The organism is Streptomyces sp. NPDC031340 (assembly GCF_055569945.1).
Genome location: NZ_JBVIIE010000045.1, coordinates 1 through 21,808, shown reverse-complemented (window position 1 = coordinate 21,808; position 21,808 = coordinate 1). Strand labels below are relative to the sequence as shown.

The following is a 21,808-nucleotide window of genomic DNA, read 5'->3' as shown; positions in this document are numbered from 1 at the left end:
GAAAGCCGTCCGGCGTCCCGCTCGCATCCTGGGTGGACAAACAGATCGGCGACGAACAGGCGCGCCGTGACTTCGCCGCCCTGCCCGGCACCGGCAAGCCCCCTGCCGAGCGGTGGACACCTCGTACGACGAACCCTGTCGGGTCAGGCAGAAGATGGCACGCGAGGGGCTGTCGGCCTGCCGCCGGCCCTTGCCCTGCGCAAGGAGGCCGAGCACGCAGATCACCCGTGTAGCAGGCGTTCGGCCGGCGCGCGGTAGTCCCGCGGGGCGAGCCACACTTGCTCGGTGTCGCCGCCGCTTGCTCTGCCTCCGCAGCCGAAAATCGCTGCGCCCGAACTCTCTTCGCGCACCCCGGCGCGAATTGCCCTCCACTGGCGGGCGTTATGCAATTGGCCTCCAGGCATTCCATAACGTGCATGCCTCCGGCAGAGAAAAGGGTTGGTTTGACCGGGCCGGGCCGAGGAGGCCGCGGAGTTCGTCGCACTCGTCGGCCAACTCGGCCATATAAACGATTACTTCACCCTCCAGCACAGCGGCCGCCTTCCGTCTCGTGCCCTCCCGGATGATCCCATCGATCAAGGAGGAGCCGTTTGCAGTGGCGTCGTAGTCGTTCACTGCGCTGAGCACGGACGTGCTTTCCCGACCGGTGCCGCGAACACCGATCCTGCTCGGCAACCTATCGATCACCTGGTAAGGCACGTCCTCCCCGAGCCAATCCACAAGCCCTGAGCATTGCTCTCCCTCAGGAGAGAAGGACGACCCGCAACCTCCAGTCCTGTGAACCCAGACGTCCCCGTCCTCCGACACAGAGGACGGGGACGGGGACGGGGACGGGGACGGGGACGGGGACGGGTGAACAGTGACACCGATCGGTGGCGGAAACCCGCTGGTGAATCAAGGTTTGCCATCTATTGGATCAAGGTAGCTTCACGACTGCGTCACATACGTGAAGCTGTCATGTCAAAAATTGGAGATCTGTGATGGTTCGTAAGCCTGCGTCTGGTAGACGCAGACGTCCTTGGTCCGGGGGCGGCTGGATAGCGGGGACCGTGGCCCTTGCCCTGACCGTCACATTGCTTGATGGCGCGTACGCTGCGGCCGCCTCCGCCCCTCAAGGCTCAAAGGCTCCGAGGAAGAGGGCGGCGGCTACGCAGGCGGCTGACATTCCGTCCGCGCGTGTGGCGGCCCGGCTGTCGGGCAGGCGGGTGGAGGCGCTGTCAGAGCGTACGGAGACCTCGACGACCTGGGTGAACAAGGACGGTTCGCTCACCACCGCACTCACCGCCGGCCCGATCCGATTCAAGGACGAGGCCACGGGAGAGTGGCGCAACGTCGATGTGAACCTGGTCCAGAACCCGGACGGGACGGTCGAGGCCAAGGCGCATCCGCGCGGGCTGCGTCTGGCGGGCAAGTCCGGGGCTCCGGCGCAGTCGCTGCAGGCTGCGCGCACGGCCAAGGCCACCGATCTGGTGACGCTGGGCGAGGGTGACCAGCAGGTCACGCTGCAATGGAAGGGCGGTCTGCCCAAGCCGAAGCTGGACGGTACGCGGGCTGATTACGTCAACGCCGTTCCCGGTGCCGACCTGGTCTTACAGGCCACGCGGACGGGCTTCGAGCAGTACGTGCGGATCAAGCAGCGCCCCGGGGCCGGCGACTACTCCTATACGCTGCCGCTGAAGGCCAAGGGGCTGAAGGCCAAGCAGTTGTCCGATGGCAGTGTGCTGTTCACGGACAGGAAGAACAAGAAGCGGGCGGTGATGCCCGCTCCGGTGATGTGGGACGCCACCGTCGACAAGCGGTCCGGCGAGCACACCCACAAGTCCAGGGTCGGCCTGAAGGTGGTGCGGAAGGGTTCCTCCATCGACCTGGTGGTGACCCCGGACGCGAAGTTCCTCGCCGACCCGGACACCAAGTACCCGGTCACCGTGGACCCGTCGACCTCCTCGCTGTCGAACGTCTTCGACACCTACGTGCAGCGGGGCGAGACCGTCGACTGGTCCAGCGACACCGAGCTGGACCTGGGTAACCCTGGCACCACGAACGCGGACGGCACCCCGCGCACCGCGCGGTCCTTCATCTCCTGGGACACCACGCCGATCCGGGACGCGCTGGTCCAGAGCGCGACACTGTCGTTGTGGAACTTCCACTCGGCCGACACCGACTGCCAGCCCTACCCGTGGGAGGTGTGGTCGACCGACGCGGCGTCCACGTCCTCGCGCTGGACCGCGCAGCCGTCGTGGATCGCGAAGAAGGCCACTTCCACCGAGACCACCGGCAACCCGGGCTGCTCGACCCAACCGGATGGCTGGATCAACGCTGATGTGTCCACGCTGGTGCAGGAGTGGGCCTCGGCCAAGGCCACCCGTAGCCACATGGGCCTGCGAGCGTCGGACGAGTCGGTGGTGGAGCAGTGGAAGCGGCTGAACTCCGCCAACGCCGTCTCCAACCCTCCGAAGCTGGTCGTGAATTACAACTACCGGCCCAGGACCGGCACCGACCGGCAGGCAGGCCCGCCGTTCTTCCAGGACACCGACGGCACCTGGTACGTCAACACGACCACCCCGACGCTGCGCGACACCTTCGCCGACTCCGACGGTGACAAGGTCGACGGCACCTTCGAGATCAACGACGCGGCCACGAACACCCGGGTCGGCAACTATCTGGTCTCTCCGTACGTCCCGTCCGGGCAGCCCGCGTCGGTGACCGTGCCGTCCGGGCTCCTGACCAACGGCACGACATACAAGTTCCGTACCAACCCCTATGACGGCACGCACTACAACACCGCATGGTCGGCGTGGGAGACCTTCACCGTCGACACCTCCGCCCCTTCAGCGCCCACGTCGGTGACCTCCACCGACTACCCCACCAGCCAGTGGGTCAAGGGCGCCGGCCAGGCCGGCACGTTCACCGTGACCCCGCCCAGCGGGGACCAGAACGGTATCGAGTGGTCGCTGGACGGCACCACCTGGACCAAGGTCGCCACCGGCGGCACCACCAGCCCGGTGTCCTTCTCCGTGACCCCGCCCAAGGACGGCACGCACACGCTGCGGGTCCGCTCAGCGGACAAGGCGGACAACAAGTCCGAGGCCAAGGAATACGTCTTCCACGCCGGACCGGGTGGCTTCCTCCAGCCGTCCGAAGGTGAGCGGACCGCACGTCGGCTGCCGCTCGTCGCCGAGGCCGAGTCGGGCAAGTACGACGAGGTGTCGTTCTCCTGGCGGCGCTCGGAGGCCGACGACTGGGTGAAGATCCCGGTCGGTGACGTCACCTCCGGCGGCACTGCGCTGACCGCTTGGCCGGTGGCCCTGACCAACGGCAGGAATTCCGCGCTCGTGTGGAACACGACCAACACCGTGGACCCAGACGGTTCGGTCCAGATCAAGGCCGACTTCACCGGCCCGGACTCGGCCGCCGGCAGCACAGATCCGCTGACCGTCGTCGTGGACCGCAATGCCGACGCGGCGTCGACGACCGACATCGGACCCGGCTCGCTGAACCTGCTCACCGGTGACTACACACTCTCGGCCGAGGATGCCTCGTTCTTCGGCATGAGCGTCACCCGCGGCATCTCCTCACGCGCCCCCGGCGAGGGCGCCCAGCAGGAGGGCCAGGCCGCCATCTTCGGCAAGGAGTGGACCTCCGGCACGGTCGCGGCGGTATCCCAGTCCGACTACACCTACCTGGAGAAGATCTCCGACACGGCCGTGCGGGTGGTGACGCAGGACCAGCGGCAGTTGAGCTTCACCGCGAACGCGGGGCAGACCGGCTGGGTCGGAGAACCCGGAGCCGAGGCACTGACACTCAAAGGCGCCTTCTCCGGGTCCTTCACCCTGACCGACACCAACGGCACGGTGACCACCTTCGCCAAGCCGGCCACTGCCTCGACGACCTGGCAGGTGACCGGCTCGCTGCTGAACGGCCTCGCCAACTCGACCACTACAGTCTCCTCCGAGACCGTGGAAGTCGACGGCAAGACACTGGCCCGCCCCAAGCAGATCATCGCCCCGACGTCCGCTGCCACCACGGCCGCGTGCGAAGCCGATCCCGCGACCAAGGGCTGCCGCGTCCTGGAGTTCGTGTATGCCACGTCCACCACGGCCACCGGCACGGAAACCGATGCCGAATTCGGTGACTTCACCGGCCAGGTCAAGCAGATCCGGCTGTGGGCCACCGAGCCCGGCGCGAGCGCTGCGAGCGCTACCTCCGTGGCCGCCTACCGCTATGACTCCCAGGGACGGCTGCGCCAGACCTGGGACCCGCGGATCGGTCAACAGGCGAAGACTCAGTACGCCTACCAACAGGACCGGATCACCTGGCTCGACCCGGCCGGGCAACTGCCGTACACCTTCTCCTATGGCAATGCGGGCAGCGGTTCCGCGGCCGGCGAGGGCATGCTGTTGGCTGTCTCTCACCCGCGCCTGAAGCAGGGGTCGACCGACGAGACCGACGGCAACTCCGTCACCAGCGTGGTCTACGGCGTTCCGCTCAGCGGCACCAAGGCGCCGTACTCGATGGGCGCCACGAGCATTGCGGCCTGGGGTCAGAGCGATGCGCCCACCGACGCCACCGCCGTGTTTCCGGCCGACTCCGTGCCCGCCTCGAACTCAGGTGACGACCTGGGCGACAACGACTACCAGCGGGCGGACGTCTACTACCTGAACGCCTCTGGCCGTCAGGTGAACGCGGGCGCCCCGGGGGGGCACATCTCTACCGTCGAATACAACCGTTTCGGTGGCGTCGTACGCGAACTGTCTGCAGCCAACCGCGAGTTGGCACTCGGCGGAACCACCGCGCGGGACGCGGCCCTGACCGACCTGGGCATCATCGCCCTGTCCTCGGCCGAGCGGGCGCACCTGCTCTCCACCACGACGCTCCACAACGAGTCGGGCACCCGCGTGGAGGAGGTGTTCGGTCCCCTGCACCGATTGGACCTGACGGAGGACCTCAAAGACGGCGGCACCGTGCTGGCCGAGGCGGGCTCCTCGATTCCCGGCCGCAGCTGGACGGTCAACGAATTCGACGAGGGCCGTCCCACCGACGGAACGGCGGTCGCGAAGAACCAGATCACCCTTGCCATCACCGGCGTGCGGGTGCGCGACCACTACTCGGTCATGGGTGACAAACGGGTCACCGAGACCCAGTACGACTGGACCAAGGGTCTGCCCACCCACACCATCGAGGACCCGGGAGGCCTGAACCTCACGACTACTACGGCGTACAACGCCGAAGGCCGAGTCACGGACGTCGTGCCGCCCGGCGGGACGGGCGAGGACGCCGCGTCCAGGGTCGTCGCGTATTGGAAGGCGACCGGTACCGGCTGGTGCGAGGGACGTCCCGAATGGGCGGGCCTGGAGTGCTGGGCCGGACCCGCGGGCGCGATCACAGGCGGCGGCGGCAACCCCACCGAGGCGCCCGGCGCGACCAGCGAGTACAGCTACTACGGCAACGTCACCAAGCGCACCGAGAGCGCCAACGGCGAGGCCCGTACGACCGTCGTCGAATACGACGCGGCCGGCCGACCCACCACGACCACGGTGACCGGCAGCCTGGGCAACGCAGTGCCGGTGTCCACCACCACGTACGACCCGGAATCCGGCCAGGTCACCAAGATCAGCTCGAACACCGGAGGGACGGTCACCAAGGCCTACGACGCCCTCGGCCGGCAGATCTCCTACACCGACGCCGATGGCGGGACCACCACAACCGAGTACGACCTGCTCGACCGGGTCGTCAAAGAGTCCGACAGCGTCCCGTCCACCGTCACGTACACCTACGACACCGCGGTCGACCCACGCGGTGTGCTGACGAAGGTGAGCGACTCGGTCGCCGGTGACTTCGGCGCCACGTACAACGCGGACGGTGCCGTGACCGCGGAGAAGCTGCCAGGCGGCTACACGCTGGCCGTCGGCACGGACCCCACGGGAGCGGTCGTCAGCCGCGCCTACACCCGCGACAGCGACGGTGTCTCGGTCTACACCGACACCGTCGCCCGGTCCGCGCACGGACAAGTGCTGCGGCACGCGGGCTGGTCGGAGCAGAACTACCGATACGACGCCGCCGGTCGTCTGTCGTCGGTCGACGACACGGTCGGAACCCTCTGCACCAGGCGCTCCTACACCTTCGACAAGCGTGCCAACCGCACCTCGCTGAGCACCGCAACCGCCGACGCCGGCGCGGCATGCCCCACCGCCGGAGGAACCACTCAGAGCCACACCTACGACAGTTACGACCGCATCACCGACTCGGGCTACACCTACGACGCCCTGGGCCGGACCACGGCGGCGCCGGGCAACGGCACCATCAGCTACTACACCAATGATCTCGTCCGGCAGCAGACCTCTTCGGGCAACCGTCAGACCTGGTCCCTGGACGCCCTGCACCGCTTCCGGGGCTGGACGCTGGAGACCTCGGCCGACGGCAGCACCTGGAGCGAGACCGCGTCGAAGCTCAACCACTACGACGACGACGGCGACAACCCCCGCTGGATCGTGGAGAACGCGTCGAGCGGTCTGGTGACCCGGAACGTCCGCTCTGCGAGCGGTGATCTGGGTGCTACGACCGCCAAGTCCGGCGGAACGGTCATCCAGTTCACCTCAGTGCACGGGGACGTCGCGCTCCGGCTCCCGCTGGACGCCTCGACGGCGCCCGTCGCCCTCGACAGCGACGAGTACGGGAGGAGCAGGGAGGGACAGCAGGCCACGCGTTACGGCTGGCTGGGCAACCACCAGCGGTCATCCGAGACGGTGAGTTCACTCATGCTCATGGGTGTACGCCTCTACAACCCGGACACCGGGCGCTTCCTCTCGGTCGACCCCGTCTACGGCGGGAACGAGAACGCCTACGAGTACTGCGGCGGCGATCCGATCGGGTGCACCGACCTCACCGGCAAGCTGCGCGTTCGCTGGTGGAAGCCGTGGTGGTCCCCGCAGTACTTCATCAAGCTCGAGCTGAACAAGTCCGAGACCCGCTGGGTGGCGTTCGGCACCGGAAGCGCGGCGGCGTTCGTCGGCTGGGCGAAGGACATCAAGTGGATTCCCGGTACATGGAAGCACGCCATCACCGTCATCCGTGGCTACCTCTGGTACTTCACCACAGTGGCCGCGTACGCGGTGGCTCGCGGAAAGTGCACCTCCATCATCTCCGGGGTCGTCAGACTGGGAGGCAATGTGTTCATTCCCATCCCGCCGACCATCTGGACGCGTAAATGCTGAATCAACCGACTGACGCGGCGAAGCGTCGGCTCGCGCTGACCGCCGAGATAGGTGCCGCCGCCGTCCTGGCGACGCTGGCCATCACCCTCGCGGTCCAGCACGAGGCGGCCCTCGCTGTGGTCCTGGCCGTGGGCTGCGCTTCGTTCGTCGTCGACGCGACGCGACGCTTCCGCAGGACCGGCAGGGACTGACGTCGGAAACCGGCCGGGGCGCCCCACTCGTGGAGCGCCCCGGTTCTCGTTGCCCACGGTCATGGACCTGCGGCACGGTCGCCCAGGTCCCCACGCCACCGCTGGGGAACGCTGCGAAGCACAGGTTTCGTGCGCCTGCGTGTCGGCCTGTGCCCAGGTGGCGTCGGCCTGGAAGGTTCGCCAGACGAGCCCCTGGTAATGACGCACTCACGACAGGTCGAAGCCTGGCATGAAATTCAGTGGGGCTGTGGCTGCCGTCAGCTCCGCCGGGTGGTTACGACAACGTGACCGAGACTGCTGGTTCTCGCGGTCGCGGAAGCCCGAGGCGTTACGCCCTTCGCGACCGGGCGTGTCACGTCGGACATCTGTCTCAGCCCTCCTTCGGGTGACGTCGGCCGAACCCCCACGGCGCGGCCTTGCGCTCGGCGGGCGCCCGGCCCGCCCGACTCTCCTGGTCGTCGCTCCCTGCGCGGCGCAGGCCGCCCTCGTGCCGGGAGTCGGTCATCAGTTCCTCGAACAGGGAGCGCGCCTCGACCATGGCCGCGCGCATCTCCTCGGTGCCGGCCCGCTCGCCCTCGCCCCCGGCGTTCACGGGCAGCTGGGCGGCGCGGTGCACCCGGCGGTAGCCGTGCACCTGGTGGGCGTGGTGGACGGACAGGGCGGCGAGCTGTTCCTCGTACTGGCCGCCGTCGGGGAAGCCGCGCTCCGCGGCGAGTTCGGCGACCAGCCGGTCGGCCTCGGCGACCGCCTCACGCGGCGAGTCGACGAAGCGCTCCTGCGCGGCCGCCCAGCGCGCCTCGAACTCCTGCCGCCGCGCCGTCTCCAGCGGCCGCTTCCGCAGCGATCCGTGCCGCTCCACCCGCTCGGTGAGTTCGCGTTCGGCGGCCTCGGCGTCCCCGCCGTGCCGGGCCACGACGCGGTCGTACTCGGGCCCGAAACGCCGCTTCAGGTCCCGGCCGCCGCGCGGGCTCCGGGAGCGCAGGGTCAGGACGGCCGCGACAACGACCACGGCCGCCACGATCACGATCAAAGCAACGATCATGCCTGTGGACATGGATGCCTTCCGTTGTGTCGGCCCAACGGGCCGGTTCTGCAATCGGGTTGCCCGCGAGACACCGCTCAAACTGCGGCCCCGGCGCGCCCCGCCCGAATCCGGTTGCGCCCACCGCCCACCGCCTCCGCAGAATGAACGGCATGACCTGGACCATCGCCCCGGAAGCCCCCGACTCCCCGGCCGCGGTCGCCCTGTGGCGGGCGTACTACACCGAGGTCAGCGACCGCTGGTACCTGCTGCACGAGGGGCGCCGGACCGACCCGGCCGAGCTGGAGCGCGAGATCGCCGCCCACACCGGCGCCGAACTGGTCCCGCCCACCGGCAGGTTGCTGATCGCCCGGCACGACGGCGAACCGGCCGGCTCGGCGGGCGTACGCATCCTGGACCCGGCCACCGCCGAACTGACCCGCGTCTTCGTGCGCGAGGAGCTGCGCGGCAGGGGCGGCGCCCCGCTCCTGGTCCGCGCGGCGGAGGAGGCCGCCCGCGCGCTGGGCGCCACGCGCCTGATCCTCGACACCCGCGGCGACCTGGTGGAGGCCCGCGCCCTGTACGCCCGCCTCGGCTACACCGAGACCGAGCCGCACAACGACGACCCGTACGCCGAGCACTGGTTCGCCAAGGAGCTGCTCAACCGAACCGCGGCGGGGCCCCGTTCTGCGGCTGCTCACGGTCCGAGCCGCACAGTTCCCCGGTCAACTCCCTGACCAGCTGAGCCAGATCGGTCGGCCGGCCCGGCCCCCACCAGTCGCCGAGCAGTGCGGCCAGGGACTCCTCCCTGGCCAGCGCCAGCCGCTCGGCGACCTCCAGCCCTTCCGCGGTCAGCACCAGGTCCAGGCCCTCGCGCTCGGCCAGCCGCCGCTCCTCCACCTGCCGGACGGCGGCGATCACCACCGCCAGCGGCAGGGAACTGCGTTCGGCGAGCAGGCCCGGCTCGACCGTCCCGTGCTTCTTGATCCGCAGCAGCAGCCAGCTCGCGGCGGGCAGCAGGTCGTACCCGGCCCGCTCGGTGATCTCCCGGTAGATCTGGCGCCGTCCCTCCCGGGTGCCGAGCACGGACAGCGCGCGGCACACCTCGTCGTACGACGACCGCTCCACCGGATTGCTGGCCAGCGTCTCGGTCACGTCGGGGGCGGTGACCGACCCGCGCAGCCGGTCCTCCCTCAGGAACCAGGCGAGCACGAAACCGAGGAAGGCGACGGGGGCGGCGTACAGGAAGACGTCGGTGATGGACTGCGCGAACGCGTGCAGGGCGGCCGGGCGCAGGGAGGCCGGCAGGGCGGTGATCCCCCGCGGGTCGGACTTGAGCGCGTCGGCGGAGACCCCCGCCACGCCCCGGAAGGCGTTGGTCAGCCTGTCGTCCAGCCGGCCCGCGAACACCGTCCCGAAGACGGCGACACCGAACGAGGCCCCGATGGACCGGAAGAAGGTCGCGCCGGAGGTCGCGACGCCGAGGTCCTCGTACGACACGGCGTTCTGCACGATGAGCACGAGCACCTGCATGACGAGCCCCAGCCCCAGCCCGAACACGAAGAAACAGGAACTCATCTCAGCCGTGGAACTGGTCTCGTCGAGCCGGTGGAGCAGCAGCAGCCCGATCGTGGTGACGGCCGTGCCGGTGACGGGGAACACCTTCCACCGCCCGGTGCGGCTGACGATCTGCCCGGACAGGGTCGACGACAGCAGCATGCCGGCCACCATCGGCAGCATGTGCACACCGGACATGGTCGGCGTCACGCCGTGGACGATTTGAAGGAAGGTCGGCAGGTAGGTCATCGCCCCGAACATGGCGAAGCCGACGATGAAGCTGATGACGGCGGAAAGGCTGAAGGTGCGGAGGCCGAAAAGCTTCATCGGCAGCACCGGCTCGGCGGCCCGCCGCTCCACGAGCACGAACGCCACGCCGAGCCCGACGCCCAGCACCACGAGCCCGACGATCTCGGCGGACCCCCACGCCCACGTGGTGCCGCCCAGCGAGGCGACGAGCACCAGGCAGGTGGCCACGGACGCGATCAGGAACGTACCGAGGTAGTCGATCACGTGCCGGGCGCCCCTGCGCGGAATGCGCAGCGCGCCCGCGATCACGGCCAGCGCGACCACGCCGACCGGCAGATTGACGTAGAAGACCCACCGCCAGCTCAGCTGCTCGGTGAACAGCCCGCCGAGCAGCGGCCCGAGCACACTGGTCGTCCCGAACACGGCCCCGAACAGCCCCTGGTAGCGGCCCCGGTCGCGCGGCGGCACGATGTCGCCGACGATCGCCATGGACAGCACCATGAGCCCGCCGCCGCCCACACCCTGGAGTGCCCGGAAGGCGATGAGCTGCCCCATGCCCTGCGCCGTGCCGCACAGCGCGGAACCCACCAGGAAGATCACGATCGCGGTCTGGAACAGCCGCTTGCGTCCGTACTGGTCGCCCAGTTTGCCCCACAGCGGGGTGGCGGCGGTCGAGGCGAGCAGGTAGGCGGTCACCACCCACGACAGGTGCTCCAGCCCGCCGAGGTCGCTGACGATCGTCGGCAGCGCGGTCGACACGATCGTCTGGTCCAGGGCGGCGAGCAGCATCCCGAGGAGCAGGGCGCCGATCGACGCCGGCACGTTCCCCGGCACGTGCGGCGCGTCCCGCACGTCCGTCACACCCTGCGCGCTCACGGCCATGGAGCCCTCCCGAGGAGTCGGAAGCCGGCTTCCATCGTCGTTCGGATGGCCGGTTATGGCCTGTCGAGCCCCGGCCGTGAAGGAGATCTGCATAATCTCTGGAGGGGGAGGGACCAACACGTGACGGAACCGAACGGCTGCCCGGAATGCGGCGCGCCGAGGACGGCCGAGAACACTCCGTCCTGCCCGTGCGCCCAGCGCGCGTCGCAGGCCCTGCGGGAGGCCCGGAAGGCGGAGGCGGCAGCGGCGGAGGACTTCGACCCGCTGCGGATACGCCCGTACGTGAACCTGGCCGCCGACACGAAAGAACCGCCCCCGCCGACCCTCCTGGCCTTCCCGCCGGACGAGCCGGAAGCGGACGGACTCTTCGACGACCAGCCGCCCGAGCAGGAGAACCGCCCGCACCGCGGCCGCCGCGCGGCACTGGTCGTCGTCGCCGCGGCGGTCGCCGCCGTCACCACGGCGACGGTGGCCAGTGGCTTGTTCTCGTACGACACGCCGTCCCGCGACACCGCGCTCCCCGACGACATACGCGCGAGCGTGCCGGACCCGACGACGAGCGAGCCGACCACCACCCCGTCCACGCCCGCACCCCCCGCCGCACCCCCGTCCCCGTCGGCATCCCCGTCGGCGACGACCGCCTCACCGACCCCCACCACCACGCCCTCCCCCTCCCCCACGCCGACCGGCACCCCCTCGACGATCATCGCGACCGGCACCGTCCAGGCGGCCACCGTCTCCCCCCAGCCGGTGCAGGTGCTGCGCCTCGGCGACCAGGGCCCCGAGGTGACCGACCTCCAGCTCCGCCTGCGCCGCCTCTACCTCTACGACGGCGACACCGGCGGCGACTTCGACGCGCGGGTGGAGAACGCCGTACGCGTCTACCAGTGGAGCCGCGGCATCACGACGGACGAGCTGGGCGTCTACGGCCCGGAGACCCGTACGAGGCTGGAGGCGGAGACCCCGGACGGCTGACAGCCGCCCACGGCGGGAAGGGGACGGGGCGGGGGTGTCCGCCCGCAGCGGTTGGCGCGTCAACCCCAGCACCTCCGAGCCCACCGATTCCGCGCCGTTCCGAGGACGGACGCCCCCGGCCCGGCCCCGACTTCCCCCCACCGTCGGCGCAACGCGCACCCCCCGAGACCCGCACAGGCGCCGCAGGCACTGGCGCACCCACCGCCCGCGCCCGCCCGCCCGCCGCAGGCACCCCCTACCGAACGGCCACCCGCACCCCGCCGCCGACCCGTTCCACCCGCACCCGCGTCAGATCCGGCACCACCACATCGGGCCGGTGCAAGCCGGCCCGCGCCCCCACCCCCACGACCCGCATCCCCGCGGCCCGCCCGGCCTGGATACCGGCCGCGGAGTCCTCGAAGACGACACACTCCTCAGGCCGGACCCCCAACGCGGCGGCCCCCTTCAGGAACCCCTCGGGATCGGGCTTGCTGGCCCCCACACACTCCGCGGTCACCCGTACGTCCGGCAGCGGCAGCCCCGCCGCGGTCATGCGGGCCGTCGACAGCGCGACATCCGCCGAGGTGACCAGCGCGTGCGGCACCCCCCGCAGCGACGCGAGGAACTCCGCGGCGCCGGGCACGGCGACGACGCCGTCCATGTCGGCCGTCTCCTCCGCGAGCATCCGCGCGTTGTCCGCGAGGTTCTGCTCCATCGGCCGGCCGGGCAGCAGCAGCGCCATCGAGGCGTACCCCTGCCGCCCGTGCACCACCTTCAGGACCTCGTCCCCGTCCAGCGCGTGCCGCTCGGCCCAGCGCCGCCAGCAGCGTTCGACCACCGCGTCGGAGTCGACGAGCGTGCCGTCCATGTCCAGCAGCAGGGCGCGGGCGGTGAGGACGCTGGGCACGGTGGTGACCGTCATCGGCAACTCCAGGGCGCAGTCATGAGGACGGGGCGGGTGGACACGGCCGGGGCGCCCCGCGGAGACAAGGCGGCCCCGCCCGCCGGTCAGGGAAAACGAGCGGGAGCCACTTTGTTCCCTCACGATACAAAACCCAGCGGAATCCCGCCACCACCCACAGCGAGAGTTCACCCGGCGTTCAGCCACCACCGCAGCCCGAGCCCGCACCCCAGCCCCGCAGCCCGCACCCCACCCCCGCAGCCCGCGCCTCACCCCCGCACCCCGCCCCCGCGCCTCACCCCCGCACTCGGCCGCCGTCAGCCGAGCACTCAGCCGAGCGCTCAGCCCCGAACCGCCTCCCAGAGGCTCCACACGCCGAGCCCCGTCATCAGCAGCGCCGCGACCTTCGTGATCAGCGAGAACGGCACCCGCCGCATCAGCGCCCGCCCGCCGACGATGCCTATCCCGGCCACCGACCACAGCGCCAGCACGGCCCCCAGCCCCACGGACAGCGGATTGTCGTACCGCGCCGCGAGGTTGGCCGTCATGATCTGCGTGAGGTCCCCGAACTCGGCGACGAGGATGAGCATGAAACCGGCGCCGGCGACCTTCCAGAAGGACTGGTCCTCCGGCTTGCGGATCTCCTCGTCGTCGTCCCCCTTCTTGAAGAGCAGCATCGCGGCGCCGCCCAGGAACAGCACGCCGGTCAGCGCGTGCACGATCCGCTGCGGCAGCAGCGTCAGCACGCTGCCGGCCGCGACGGCCAGGGTGACGTGCAGCACGAAGGCCGCGGCGACGCCGGCGAAGACGTAGGAGGCGCGGTACCGGGTGCCGAGCACGAGTCCGGCGAGGGCGGTCTTGTCCGGGAGTTCGGCGAGGAAGACGACGCCGAACGTGAGCGCCAACACGGTGAAGCTGATCAAGGTTCCTCAATCGGTCGGGGCCGCCCCGCCGAGAGTGCTGGACCTTCCGGGAGGACACCTCGGCGCGGCAGCACACTGGGCGCCCGTGCCGTAGGACACGGGCGTGCACTGCTGGCCGAAGGTCTCGCTGGCGAGGTCCACGGGACCTGCCTCCGGGCGCCGGCTCAGGCGAGCTGAGCAGTATGTCGACGGTCCGGCGAAGAGCTACTCCCCTTCTGCACGGCCCATGGTACGCGACGCCCCCGCGACCGAATTCCCCCGCACGCCTTGTCATGTCATGCACGCGTCATTAGCTTCTTACCCGCCACACACCTCCCCGCAACACGGCGTCGCGAGCATTCCCTCGCTCGCACCCCAACGCCCCCACGACTCCAGGGAGTTCGCATGCCGAAGTTCTACGCGCGTCGACGGCTCAGCATACTCGCGGCACTGACCGGCCTGATAGCCTCCGCCGCGCTGTTCAACTCCCCGAGCGCCTCCGCGGCCCTCCCCACACCGGTCAGCGCGTCCACCGCCCGCAGCTACCTGGCCTCCCTCACGGTGGCCACCGAGAACCGGACCGGCTACAGCCGTGACCTGTTCCCGCACTGGATCACCATCAGCGGCACCTGCAACACCCGCGAGACCGTGCTGAAGCGGGACGGCTCGAACGTCGTCACCGACTCCTCCTGCGCGGCCACCAGCGGCAGCTGGTACTCCCCCTACGACGGCGCCACCTGGACCGCCGCCTCCGACCTCGACATCGACCACCTGGTCCCGCTCGCCGAGGCCTGGGACTCCGGGGCAAGCGCCTGGACCACCGCCCAGCGCCAGGCCTTCGCCAACGATCTGACCCGCCCGCAGCTCATCGCCGTCACGGACAACGTGAACCAGGCCAAGGGCGACCAGGACCCGGCCACCTGGGTCCCGTCCCGGTCGGCGTACGTCTGCACGTACGTACGCGCCTGGGTCCAGGTCAAGTACTACTACGACCTCTCGGTCGACTCGGCGGAGAAGACGGCGCTCACGAACTACCTCTCCGCCTGCTGACCGACGCCACGCCACGCCGGACCACCGGACCGCAGGACCGCAGGACCGCAGGACCGGACCGCAGGACCGGACCGCAGGACCGGACCGCAGGACCTCCGGAATCGACACGTGACCGCCGGTACCTCCCCGTTCCCTCCGTCGCCCCGTACCGTACGGGGCGACGGAGGAGGGCGATCACGTGTCCGGACTGCGCCTGGGACCGCTGCTGAGGTACGTCGACGGCTCGTCCGCGACCGTCTGGGTCGAGACGAGCCGCCCGTGCACCGCCGAGGTGCGCTGCGCGGACGGCGCACGCGGCGCGGCCCGCACCTTCCAGATCGCCGGCCACCACTACGCCCTCGTCCCGGTCACCGCCCTCGCCCCGGGCACCGCGACGCCGTACGAGGTGTTCCTGGACGGCACGCGCGTGTGGCCGCTGCCCGACGCCCCCTTCTCCGGCTTCCCGCCCTCGGTCATCCGCACCCCGCGCCCCGACGACGCCCTCCGCGTCGCCTTCGGCTCCTGCCGCTGGGCCGCCCCGCCCGCCGCCGCCCGCCAGGACCCGGTCGGCCCCGACGCCCTCGATTCGCTGGCGGTCCGCATCGCCGCCGACCCGGACGGCGAGCGCCCCGACGTACTGCTCCTGCTGGGCGACCAGGTGTACGCGGACGAGACCTCGGACGCGACCCGGCGCTGGCTGGCCGCCCGGCGGGACCTGCGCGAGCCTCCCGGCAGCCAGGTCGCGGACTACGAGGAGTACACCCGCCTGTACCACGAATCGTGGCTCGACCCCGAGGTGCGCTGGCTGCTGTCCACCGTGCCCAGCTGCATGATCTTCGACGACCACGACGTCATCGACGACTGGAACACCTCCGCCGCCTGGCTCGCCGGCATGCGCGCCACACCGTGGTGGCGGGAGCGGCTGCTGAGCGGCCTGATGTCGTACTGGGTGCACCAGCACCTCGGCAACCTCGCGCCCGCCGAACTCGCCGCCGACCCGCTGTACGCGGCCGTCCGCGCCGCCCCGGACGGCACGGACGCGCTGCGCGCCTTCGCCTGCCGCGCCGACGCCGACCCCGCCTCGGCGCGCTGGAGCTACCGGCGCGACTTCGGCCGCGTCCGGGTGCTGATGGTGGACTCGCGGGCGACCCGGGTCCTCGACGAGGACGACCGCGCGATGCTGCACCCCGGCGAGGCGCGATGGCTGCGCGAACAGGTCCTCGACGGGCCGGACTCCTACGACCACCTGCTGCTCGGCACCTCCCTGCCCTGGCTGCTGCCGCACCTGGTGCACGACGCCGAGGCGTGGAGCTCGGCCCTGTGCCGGGGGGACCGCGGCGCGCGCTGGGCCCGGATCGGGGAGCGGCTGCGGCAGGCGGCCGACCTCGAACACTGGGCGGCCTTCCCCGCCTCCTTCGACGCGCTGTGCGGACTGATCGCCGAGACCGGCAACGGCCCCGGGGCGCCCGCGACGGTGCTGGTGCTGTCGGGGGACGTCCACCACGCGTACGTCGCGGAGGCGACCTGGCCGGCCGGCTCCCCGTCCGCCCGGGTCATGCAACTGACCTGCTCCCCCGTCCACAACTCCGTCCCCCTGTCGATGCGGCTCGGCTTCCGCTTCGGCTGGAGCGCGCCGGCCCGCGTCCTCGGCCGCGGCTTCGCCCGGCACGCGGGCGGCGAGCGGCCGCCGGTCAACTGGCGCAAGACGGGCGGCCCCTGGTTCGGCAACCAGCTGATGACACTGACACTGCAAGGCCGTTCGGCCCGCCTGCGGCTGGAGCAGGCACAGGCGGACGGGTCGCTGAGGACCGTCCGCGACTCGATCCTGACCACCTGACCGACGGCGACCCCGTACCGCGGCCCCGAACCGCAGCGCAACGGAACGCAGCGGAGTGAACATTCCGTGCCGGACACACGCAGCCCCCGTGAACCTCCTGTCACACCCCGGGCGTACGCTGTATGGCTGTTGTTCGGCCGCCCCTGCCGCTCCCCCGCGACGTCGCGGCACGGTCTGGCCGACGGGGGAGTTCACGGGGAGTTGCGGTGCTGGAGAGTATGGGGTCGCTGACCGGCAGCCCTTGGATATACGCCATGGTGGCGCTGTCGGTCCTGCTGGACGTGTTCCTGCCGGTCCTGCCGAGCGGCGTGCTGGTGATAGCCGCAGCCACGGCCGCCGCGGCGGGCTCGGCGACCGGCCAGGTGCCGCACGACGTCCCCGACATCCTGGCGCTGACCCTGTGCGCGGCCCTCGCCTCCGTCCTCGGCGACCTGGCGGCGTACCGGCTGGCCTGGCGCGGCGGCGAGCGCCTGGCGAACACCATCGCCCGCTCCCGCCGGCTGACCAGCGCGCAGGAGCGTCTCGGCGCGGCCCTCGCCCGCGGCGGCGGCGCCCTGGTCGTCCTCGCCCGGTTCGCCCCGGCCGGCCGCTCGGTCGTCTCCCTCGGCGCCGGCGCCGCCCGCCGCCGGGCCCGCGACTTCCTGCCCTGGTCCGCCCTGGCGGGCCTGACCTGGGCCGCCTACAGCGTCGCCCTGGGCTACTTCGGCGGCCAGTGGCTGGGCGCGACCTGGCTGGCCACCGGGGTGTCCGTGGCGGCGCTGTGCGCCGCGGGCGCGGGCGCGGGGTACGTGGTGCGCCGGCCGGTGAAGGTCTCCTGACCTCTCCTGACCGGGTCCCGGGACAGCACGCCTAACCGCTCACCCGCTGCCCCCGTACCTCCAGCCCGGTGAGCAGTTCCGCCGTGGCCGCGGCGACCGCGTCGACGGCCCGGTCGAATACCTCCCGGTTGTGCGCGGCGGGCGCCCGGAACCCGGACACCTTCCGTACGTACTGCAGGGCGGCGGCCCGGATCTCCTCCTCCGTCGCCTCCTCGGGCAACGCGGGCGGGCGCAGGGTCTTGATGCTCCGGCACATGGCACCAGTCTCCCGCACGCCCGCGAATCCTGCGATGATCCCTGCCGAGGCGGCCACCGCTACGGGGCCGACCGACGAAGGGAACCTGCACACCATGGCGAACGACGAACTCACCGTGGCCGTCCTCGGCCCGGGCGGCATCGGCGGCCTGCTCGCCGGACTCCTGGCGCGCGCCGGGCACCGGGTGATCTGCCTGGCCGGCGAGGACACCGCCGACGCGCTGCGCACCTCCGGAATCCGCGTCCGCAGCGGCCTGTACGGCGACTTCACCGCCCGCGTCGAGGCCGACACCGTGCTGCGCGAACCGGTCGACGCGTGCCTGGTCGCCGTGAAGCACACCGCCCTGGACGCCGCGCTCGACCGCGTGCCGCCCGGAACACTGGGCGACGGCCTGCTCGTACCGTTCCTCAACGGCGTGGAGCACCCCGCGGCGCTGCGCGCCCGCTACCGCCCCGGACTGGTCGCCCCGGCCGTCATCCGGGTGGAGTCCACCCGCGTCGCGCCGGGCGTCATCGAACACGGCAGCCCGTTCGCCGAGATCGACCTGACCGGCGACGCCGTGGACCGGGCGCGCCTCGACGCGCAGGCCCGGGTCCTGGGCGACGCCGGGCCGGTGACCCGGGTGCTGGACGACGAGACGGCGGCGCTGTGGGCGAAGATGTCGTTCCTGGCGCCGTTCGCGCTGCTCACCACCCGCTACCGGCTCCCGCTCGGCGAGGTGCGCACCCGGCATCGCGAGGAGCTGACGGCGCTGGTGGAGGAGACGGCGGCGGTCAGCCGCGCGTGCGGCGGACCGGCCGGTGCGGCGCAGGCCCTGGCCCGCTACGACGCCTTCCCGCCGCAGACCAGGTCGTCCATGCAGCGCGACGCCGAAGCGGGACGCGCGCTCGAACTGGACGCCATCGGCGGCGCGTTGCTGCGGGCGGCCGAGCGGCACGGGGTGGACGTGCCGGTGACGTGCCGGCTGGTGCGGGAGCTGGCCGGGGGCTGACGGTCACCCGGCCGACAGGTCGATCCGCCAGTCGTTGGACGTGATCCAGCGCCCCTTCGGGTACTCGAAGTCGACCGGGCCGAGGAGGGTGAACCCGGCCCGGCGGCACACGGCGTTCGACGCGCCGTGCGCCACGCTCGGGAAGGCGTGCAGACTCCGGGGCCCGCCGGCGGCCCGGGCCTCGTCGACGACGGCCCGGGCCGCCCGCACGGCCAGCCCCCGCCCCTGGAACTCGGGCAGCACGCCCCACCCGGTCTCCCACACGGCGCCGCCCTGCCAGTCGTGGCCCCAGAAGCCGATCGAGCCGACGGTCCGCCCGCTGTCCGCCAGCGCGACCCGGTACATCCGTCCGTCGTCGAGTTCGAGATAGCGGCGATGCCGGTCGAGCAGCTTCTCCTCGCTCTCCGGTCCGCCCAAGTACTCCGTCATCTCCGGGCTGTTGAGCCGCCGCAGCAGCCAGAGATCCTGCTCGCCCCACGGCTCCAGCCGCGCCCGTTCCCCGCCCGCGCTGTCCATGCGGCCGACCCTAGCCGCCGCCTCTGACAACGGCCCCACTCGTTCGCGTGAACCGCCGGAAGGAAACTCGCATCCCAAATTCGAACAGGCGTAGCATTGCTTCGTGGCTACGACCTATGACTTTCCGAGTGACCTTCTCGCCGGTCAGGAGGAGCTGCACCAGGTCAGGGCCGAGCTGTCGGCCCTGCTCAAGCGGCTGCCCTGGTCGGTCGAGCCCCTGGACGGTTTCAGCGACGGCGGCGGCTGGCGCAAGGTGGAGCGCCCCGCCTCCCCCGGCTGGTCGGCCGACGAACAGGCCGAGGTCGAGAAGCTCCGGCAGCGCGAACACGAACTCGCCGTCTTCGTCACCACCCACCGCTTCTGGGCGGACGTGGCGTCCGCGGAGCGCGTGGACGCCCGCACGAAGCTGAAGCACACCCACGAGGAGCCCGGCGAGCAGAAGGACGCCTGAGCCCCCACACACGAGAAGACCCCGGCCGCACCCGGCCGGGGTCTTCCCATCACGTGGGCGCGGACGGTTTCGAACCGCCGACATCCTGCTTGTAAGGCAGGCGCTCTACCCCTGAGCTACGCACCCGAGACGAGTCGACAGCCTACCTTGCCCTGCGCCGTGCCCCGCAATCCCGTATCGCCGCACGGCGAACTGATCGGCTCGTGTGTTCGTCCTCCACCAGTGGGACAATGAATGCGGGCACCGGCCTGGCCGGATGACAACACGGGGAGAGGGAAGTGACGGCGACACCTTCGCAGCCGTACCCGCCGACGGTGCCGCGCGCACGTCGCCGTTCCGCCCTGTCGGACGCGCTCGCTCTCGTCGCCCTCCCGCTCGTCGCCGCGCTGGCGTTGCCCGCGGCGTTCGCCGGCGGGGGCACCCGGCGCTGGTTCGGCGGGCGTTCGGAGAGCCAGCGGGCGGAGGCGCAGGCCGCCAAGGACGCCGCGGCGGCCGCGTTCTACGAGCTCGACACCGCCCAGCGCGACCTGCGGATCTCGATCGAGACGATCACGGCCGTCGACGACTCCCCGGCCGCCCGGCGCGCGGTCTCGGACTTCGAGGCGATCAGCCGTCGTATCGACGAGGCCAGTCACCGCTACATCGACGCCGTCGACGCCCACGATCTGGACCGGGACGACCTGGAGGCGTCGGTCGCCGCACGCGCGCGCGCCGAACTGACCGCCGCGAAGGACGAGCTGACCCGCGTCAAGCAGGAGCTGGACCGGTTCGGGGAGGGGCTCGGCCCGCTGCTGGGGAAGGCGGAGACCCAGCTCGCCCGGCTCGCCCCCGCGGTCGAACGGGCGCGGCAGGGTCTGCTGGCCGCGTCGAACGCCCTGGACGCGGTGCGGGAGTCGGGGCTGAAGGCGGACGACCTCGCGGCCCGCCTCGCCGCTCTCGGCCCGGAGCTGACCAAGCTGAACCAGGGCGCCGGGAAGCACGGCGTCCCGCAGACCCTGGAGCGGGCCGAACGGGTCGCGCGGGAGGCCGGGGCGATCCGCGCGGAGGCGGAGCGGCTGCCGGAGACGGCGGCCGAGACCGACCACCGGCTGGTGTCGCTGCGCACCCGCGCGCAGGCGCTGACCACGCGGGCCGAGCAGGTAGAGCCGGTGCTGAGCGAGCTGCGGCGACGGTTCACCGCGGCGTGCTGGCAGGACCTGCAGCACGTGCCGGAGCAGGCGGCGCAGAGCGTGCGGCAGGCCGAGCTGAAGCTGCGGGAGGCGCAGGCGGCGCGGGACGCGCAGCGCTGGCCGGACGCGACCGCGCTGCTGGCGACCGTGCGGGCGCTGCTGAACACGACCGACGAGTCGGTGTCGGCGGCGGGTGACCGGCTGCGGCGGCTGAACGCCGTGCAGAAGGATCCGCGGCAGGAGATCGACCGGACGCGGTTCGCGATCCGCGACGCGCAGCGGCTGGCGATGTCCGGGCGGAACACGCCCGACCCGCGGCACGCGCGTCCGCTGGACGACGCGGTGGCGCGGCTGGAGCGGGCGATCGGCACGCTGGAGGGGCGGCACCCCGACTACTGGCACTTCCTGACGGAGACGGAGGCGGTGCGGCAGACGGTGGCGCGGGTGGTGGCGCAGATCCGCGAGGAGCGCGGGACCGGCCACTGAGGCCCTGTGGCGATGGCGCCCGGCCGGTTAACCTGTGCGCATGCCTCGCTACGAGTACCGCTGCCGGACCTGCGGCGACACCTTCGAACTGAGCCGTCCGATGGCGGAGTCCTCCGCCCCCGCCGATTGCCCGGCGGGTCACGACGACACGGTCAAGCTCCTGTCGACGGTCGCGGTGGGCGGCACGGCCGCCACCCCCGCGACGGCCCCCCGCGCCGGTGGCGGAGGCGGCTGCTGCGGAGGCGGCTGCTGCGGCTGACGGCACGACTCTGTCGAGCCGGGGCGGGGGGGGGGGGGGGGGGGGGGGGGGGGGGGGGGGGGGGGGGGGGGGGGGGGGGGGGGGGGGGGGGGGGGGGAGGGGGGGGGGAGAGGAGGGCGGATCCTTCG

17 protein-coding genes and 1 tRNA gene are annotated in these 21,808 nt (G+C 71.7%); 11 read left to right on the top strand and 7 right to left on the bottom strand.

Annotated features, from left to right (window positions below; translation table 11 throughout):
- Positions 1–1,061 precede the first annotated feature (1,061 nt).
- Positions 1,062–7,211: a DNRLRE domain-containing protein gene (locus tag ACZ5GT_RS29360; RefSeq protein ID WP_469032098.1), complete on the top strand. Its 6,150-nt coding sequence runs from the start codon at positions 1,062–1,064 to the stop codon at positions 7,209–7,211.
- Entirely contained in the window at positions 7,205–7,402 is a 198-nt protein-coding gene (locus ACZ5GT_RS29355) for a hypothetical protein (protein WP_469031981.1), read from the top strand. Before ACZ5GT_RS29360 ends, ACZ5GT_RS29355 begins: the two co-directional genes overlap by 7 nt.
- A gap of 370 nt (positions 7,403–7,772) precedes the next feature.
- On the opposite strand, the gene ACZ5GT_RS29350 is transcribed toward ACZ5GT_RS29355, so the two are convergent.
- Complete coding sequence (locus tag ACZ5GT_RS29350; protein WP_469031979.1) at positions 7,773–8,456, bottom strand: hypothetical protein; 684 nt, start codon at positions 8,454–8,456, stop codon at positions 7,773–7,775.
- A gap of 140 nt (positions 8,457–8,596) precedes the next feature.
- Here ACZ5GT_RS29350 and ACZ5GT_RS29345 point away from each other — a divergent pair, with 140 nt between their 5' ends.
- Positions 8,597–9,160, top strand: coding sequence for a GNAT family N-acetyltransferase (locus ACZ5GT_RS29345; RefSeq protein WP_469031977.1), 564 nt, complete (start codon positions 8,597–8,599; stop codon positions 9,158–9,160).
- Here ACZ5GT_RS29345 and ACZ5GT_RS29340 read toward each other — a convergent pair.
- Positions 9,084–11,111 (bottom strand): MDR family MFS transporter, encoded by a 2,028-nt coding sequence (locus ACZ5GT_RS29340; protein WP_469031975.1) that lies wholly within the window; start codon positions 11,109–11,111, stop codon positions 9,084–9,086. The two genes, ACZ5GT_RS29345 and ACZ5GT_RS29340, sit on opposite strands and share 77 nt — an antisense overlap.
- 120 nt (positions 11,112–11,231) lie before the next feature.
- Here ACZ5GT_RS29340 and ACZ5GT_RS29335 point away from each other — a divergent pair, with 120 nt between their 5' ends.
- Complete coding sequence (locus ACZ5GT_RS29335; protein ID WP_469031973.1) at positions 11,232–12,086, top strand: peptidoglycan-binding domain-containing protein; 855 nt, start codon at positions 11,232–11,234, stop codon at positions 12,084–12,086.
- 235 nt (positions 12,087–12,321) lie between these two features.
- On the opposite strand, the gene ACZ5GT_RS29330 is transcribed toward ACZ5GT_RS29335, so the two are convergent.
- The gene (locus tag ACZ5GT_RS29330) at positions 12,322–12,987 is read right to left on the bottom strand and encodes an HAD family hydrolase (protein ID WP_469031971.1); all 666 of its coding nucleotides are present in this window, start codon (positions 12,985–12,987) and stop codon (positions 12,322–12,324) included.
- 320 nt (positions 12,988–13,307) lie between these two features.
- Positions 13,308–13,889: a TMEM165/GDT1 family protein gene (locus ACZ5GT_RS29325; RefSeq protein ID WP_469031970.1), complete on the bottom strand. Its 582-nt coding sequence runs from the start codon at positions 13,887–13,889 to the stop codon at positions 13,308–13,310.
- Positions 13,890–14,273: 384 nt separating this feature from the next.
- Here ACZ5GT_RS29325 and ACZ5GT_RS29320 point away from each other — a divergent pair, with 384 nt between their 5' ends.
- From ACZ5GT_RS29320 to ACZ5GT_RS29310, 3 genes are all read left to right on the top strand, one after another.
- On the top strand, positions 14,274–14,918 hold the full coding sequence (locus ACZ5GT_RS29320) for an HNH endonuclease family protein (RefSeq protein WP_469031967.1): 645 nt from the start codon (positions 14,274–14,276) through the stop codon (positions 14,916–14,918).
- 178 nt (positions 14,919–15,096) lie between these two features.
- On the top strand, positions 15,097–16,734 hold the full coding sequence (locus ACZ5GT_RS29315; RefSeq protein ID WP_469031963.1) for an alkaline phosphatase D family protein: 1,638 nt from the start codon (positions 15,097–15,099) through the stop codon (positions 16,732–16,734).
- A gap of 206 nt (positions 16,735–16,940) precedes the next feature.
- On the top strand, positions 16,941–17,552 hold the full coding sequence (locus ACZ5GT_RS29310; protein WP_469031960.1) for a DedA family protein: 612 nt from the start codon (positions 16,941–16,943) through the stop codon (positions 17,550–17,552).
- 31 nt (positions 17,553–17,583) lie between these two features.
- Here the strand turns inward: ACZ5GT_RS29310 and ACZ5GT_RS29305 are convergent, their stop codons facing one another.
- On the bottom strand, positions 17,584–17,808 hold the full coding sequence (locus ACZ5GT_RS29305) for a DUF2277 domain-containing protein (protein ID WP_469031956.1): 225 nt from the start codon (positions 17,806–17,808) through the stop codon (positions 17,584–17,586).
- Between the two features lie 94 nt (positions 17,809–17,902).
- Here ACZ5GT_RS29305 and ACZ5GT_RS29300 point away from each other — a divergent pair, with 94 nt between their 5' ends.
- Complete coding sequence (locus ACZ5GT_RS29300) at positions 17,903–18,799, top strand: ketopantoate reductase family protein (RefSeq protein WP_469032095.1); 897 nt, start codon at positions 17,903–17,905, stop codon at positions 18,797–18,799.
- 3 nt (positions 18,800–18,802) lie between these two features.
- Here ACZ5GT_RS29300 and ACZ5GT_RS29295 read toward each other — a convergent pair whose 3' ends face one another.
- Positions 18,803–19,315: a GNAT family N-acetyltransferase gene (locus ACZ5GT_RS29295; RefSeq protein WP_469031954.1), complete on the bottom strand. Its 513-nt coding sequence runs from the start codon at positions 19,313–19,315 to the stop codon at positions 18,803–18,805.
- Between the two features lie 103 nt (positions 19,316–19,418).
- Here ACZ5GT_RS29295 and ACZ5GT_RS29290 point away from each other — a divergent pair, with 103 nt between their 5' ends.
- Positions 19,419–19,766 carry a hypothetical protein gene (locus tag ACZ5GT_RS29290; protein ID WP_469031953.1) on the top strand — a complete coding sequence of 116 codons (348 nt, stop codon included), beginning with the start codon at positions 19,419–19,421 and terminating at the stop codon, positions 19,764–19,766.
- Positions 19,767–19,820: 54 nt separating this feature from the next.
- On the opposite strand, the gene ACZ5GT_RS29285 is transcribed toward ACZ5GT_RS29290, so the two are convergent.
- A tRNA-Val gene (locus ACZ5GT_RS29285) sits at positions 19,821–19,892 on the bottom strand.
- A 152-nt stretch (positions 19,893–20,044) separates the two neighbouring features.
- Between ACZ5GT_RS29285 and ACZ5GT_RS29280 the strand changes: the two genes are divergently transcribed.
- Together ACZ5GT_RS29280 and ACZ5GT_RS29275 are read left to right on the top strand one after the other, a co-directional pair.
- Complete coding sequence (locus ACZ5GT_RS29280; protein ID WP_469031951.1) at positions 20,045–21,421, top strand: hypothetical protein; 1,377 nt, start codon at positions 20,045–20,047, stop codon at positions 21,419–21,421.
- Positions 21,422–21,461: 40 nt separating this feature from the next.
- Positions 21,462–21,680, top strand: a complete 219-nt coding sequence (locus tag ACZ5GT_RS29275) for an FmdB family zinc ribbon protein (RefSeq protein WP_469031948.1) — start codon at positions 21,462–21,464, stop codon at positions 21,678–21,680.
- Positions 21,681–21,808: the final 128 nt, after the last annotated feature.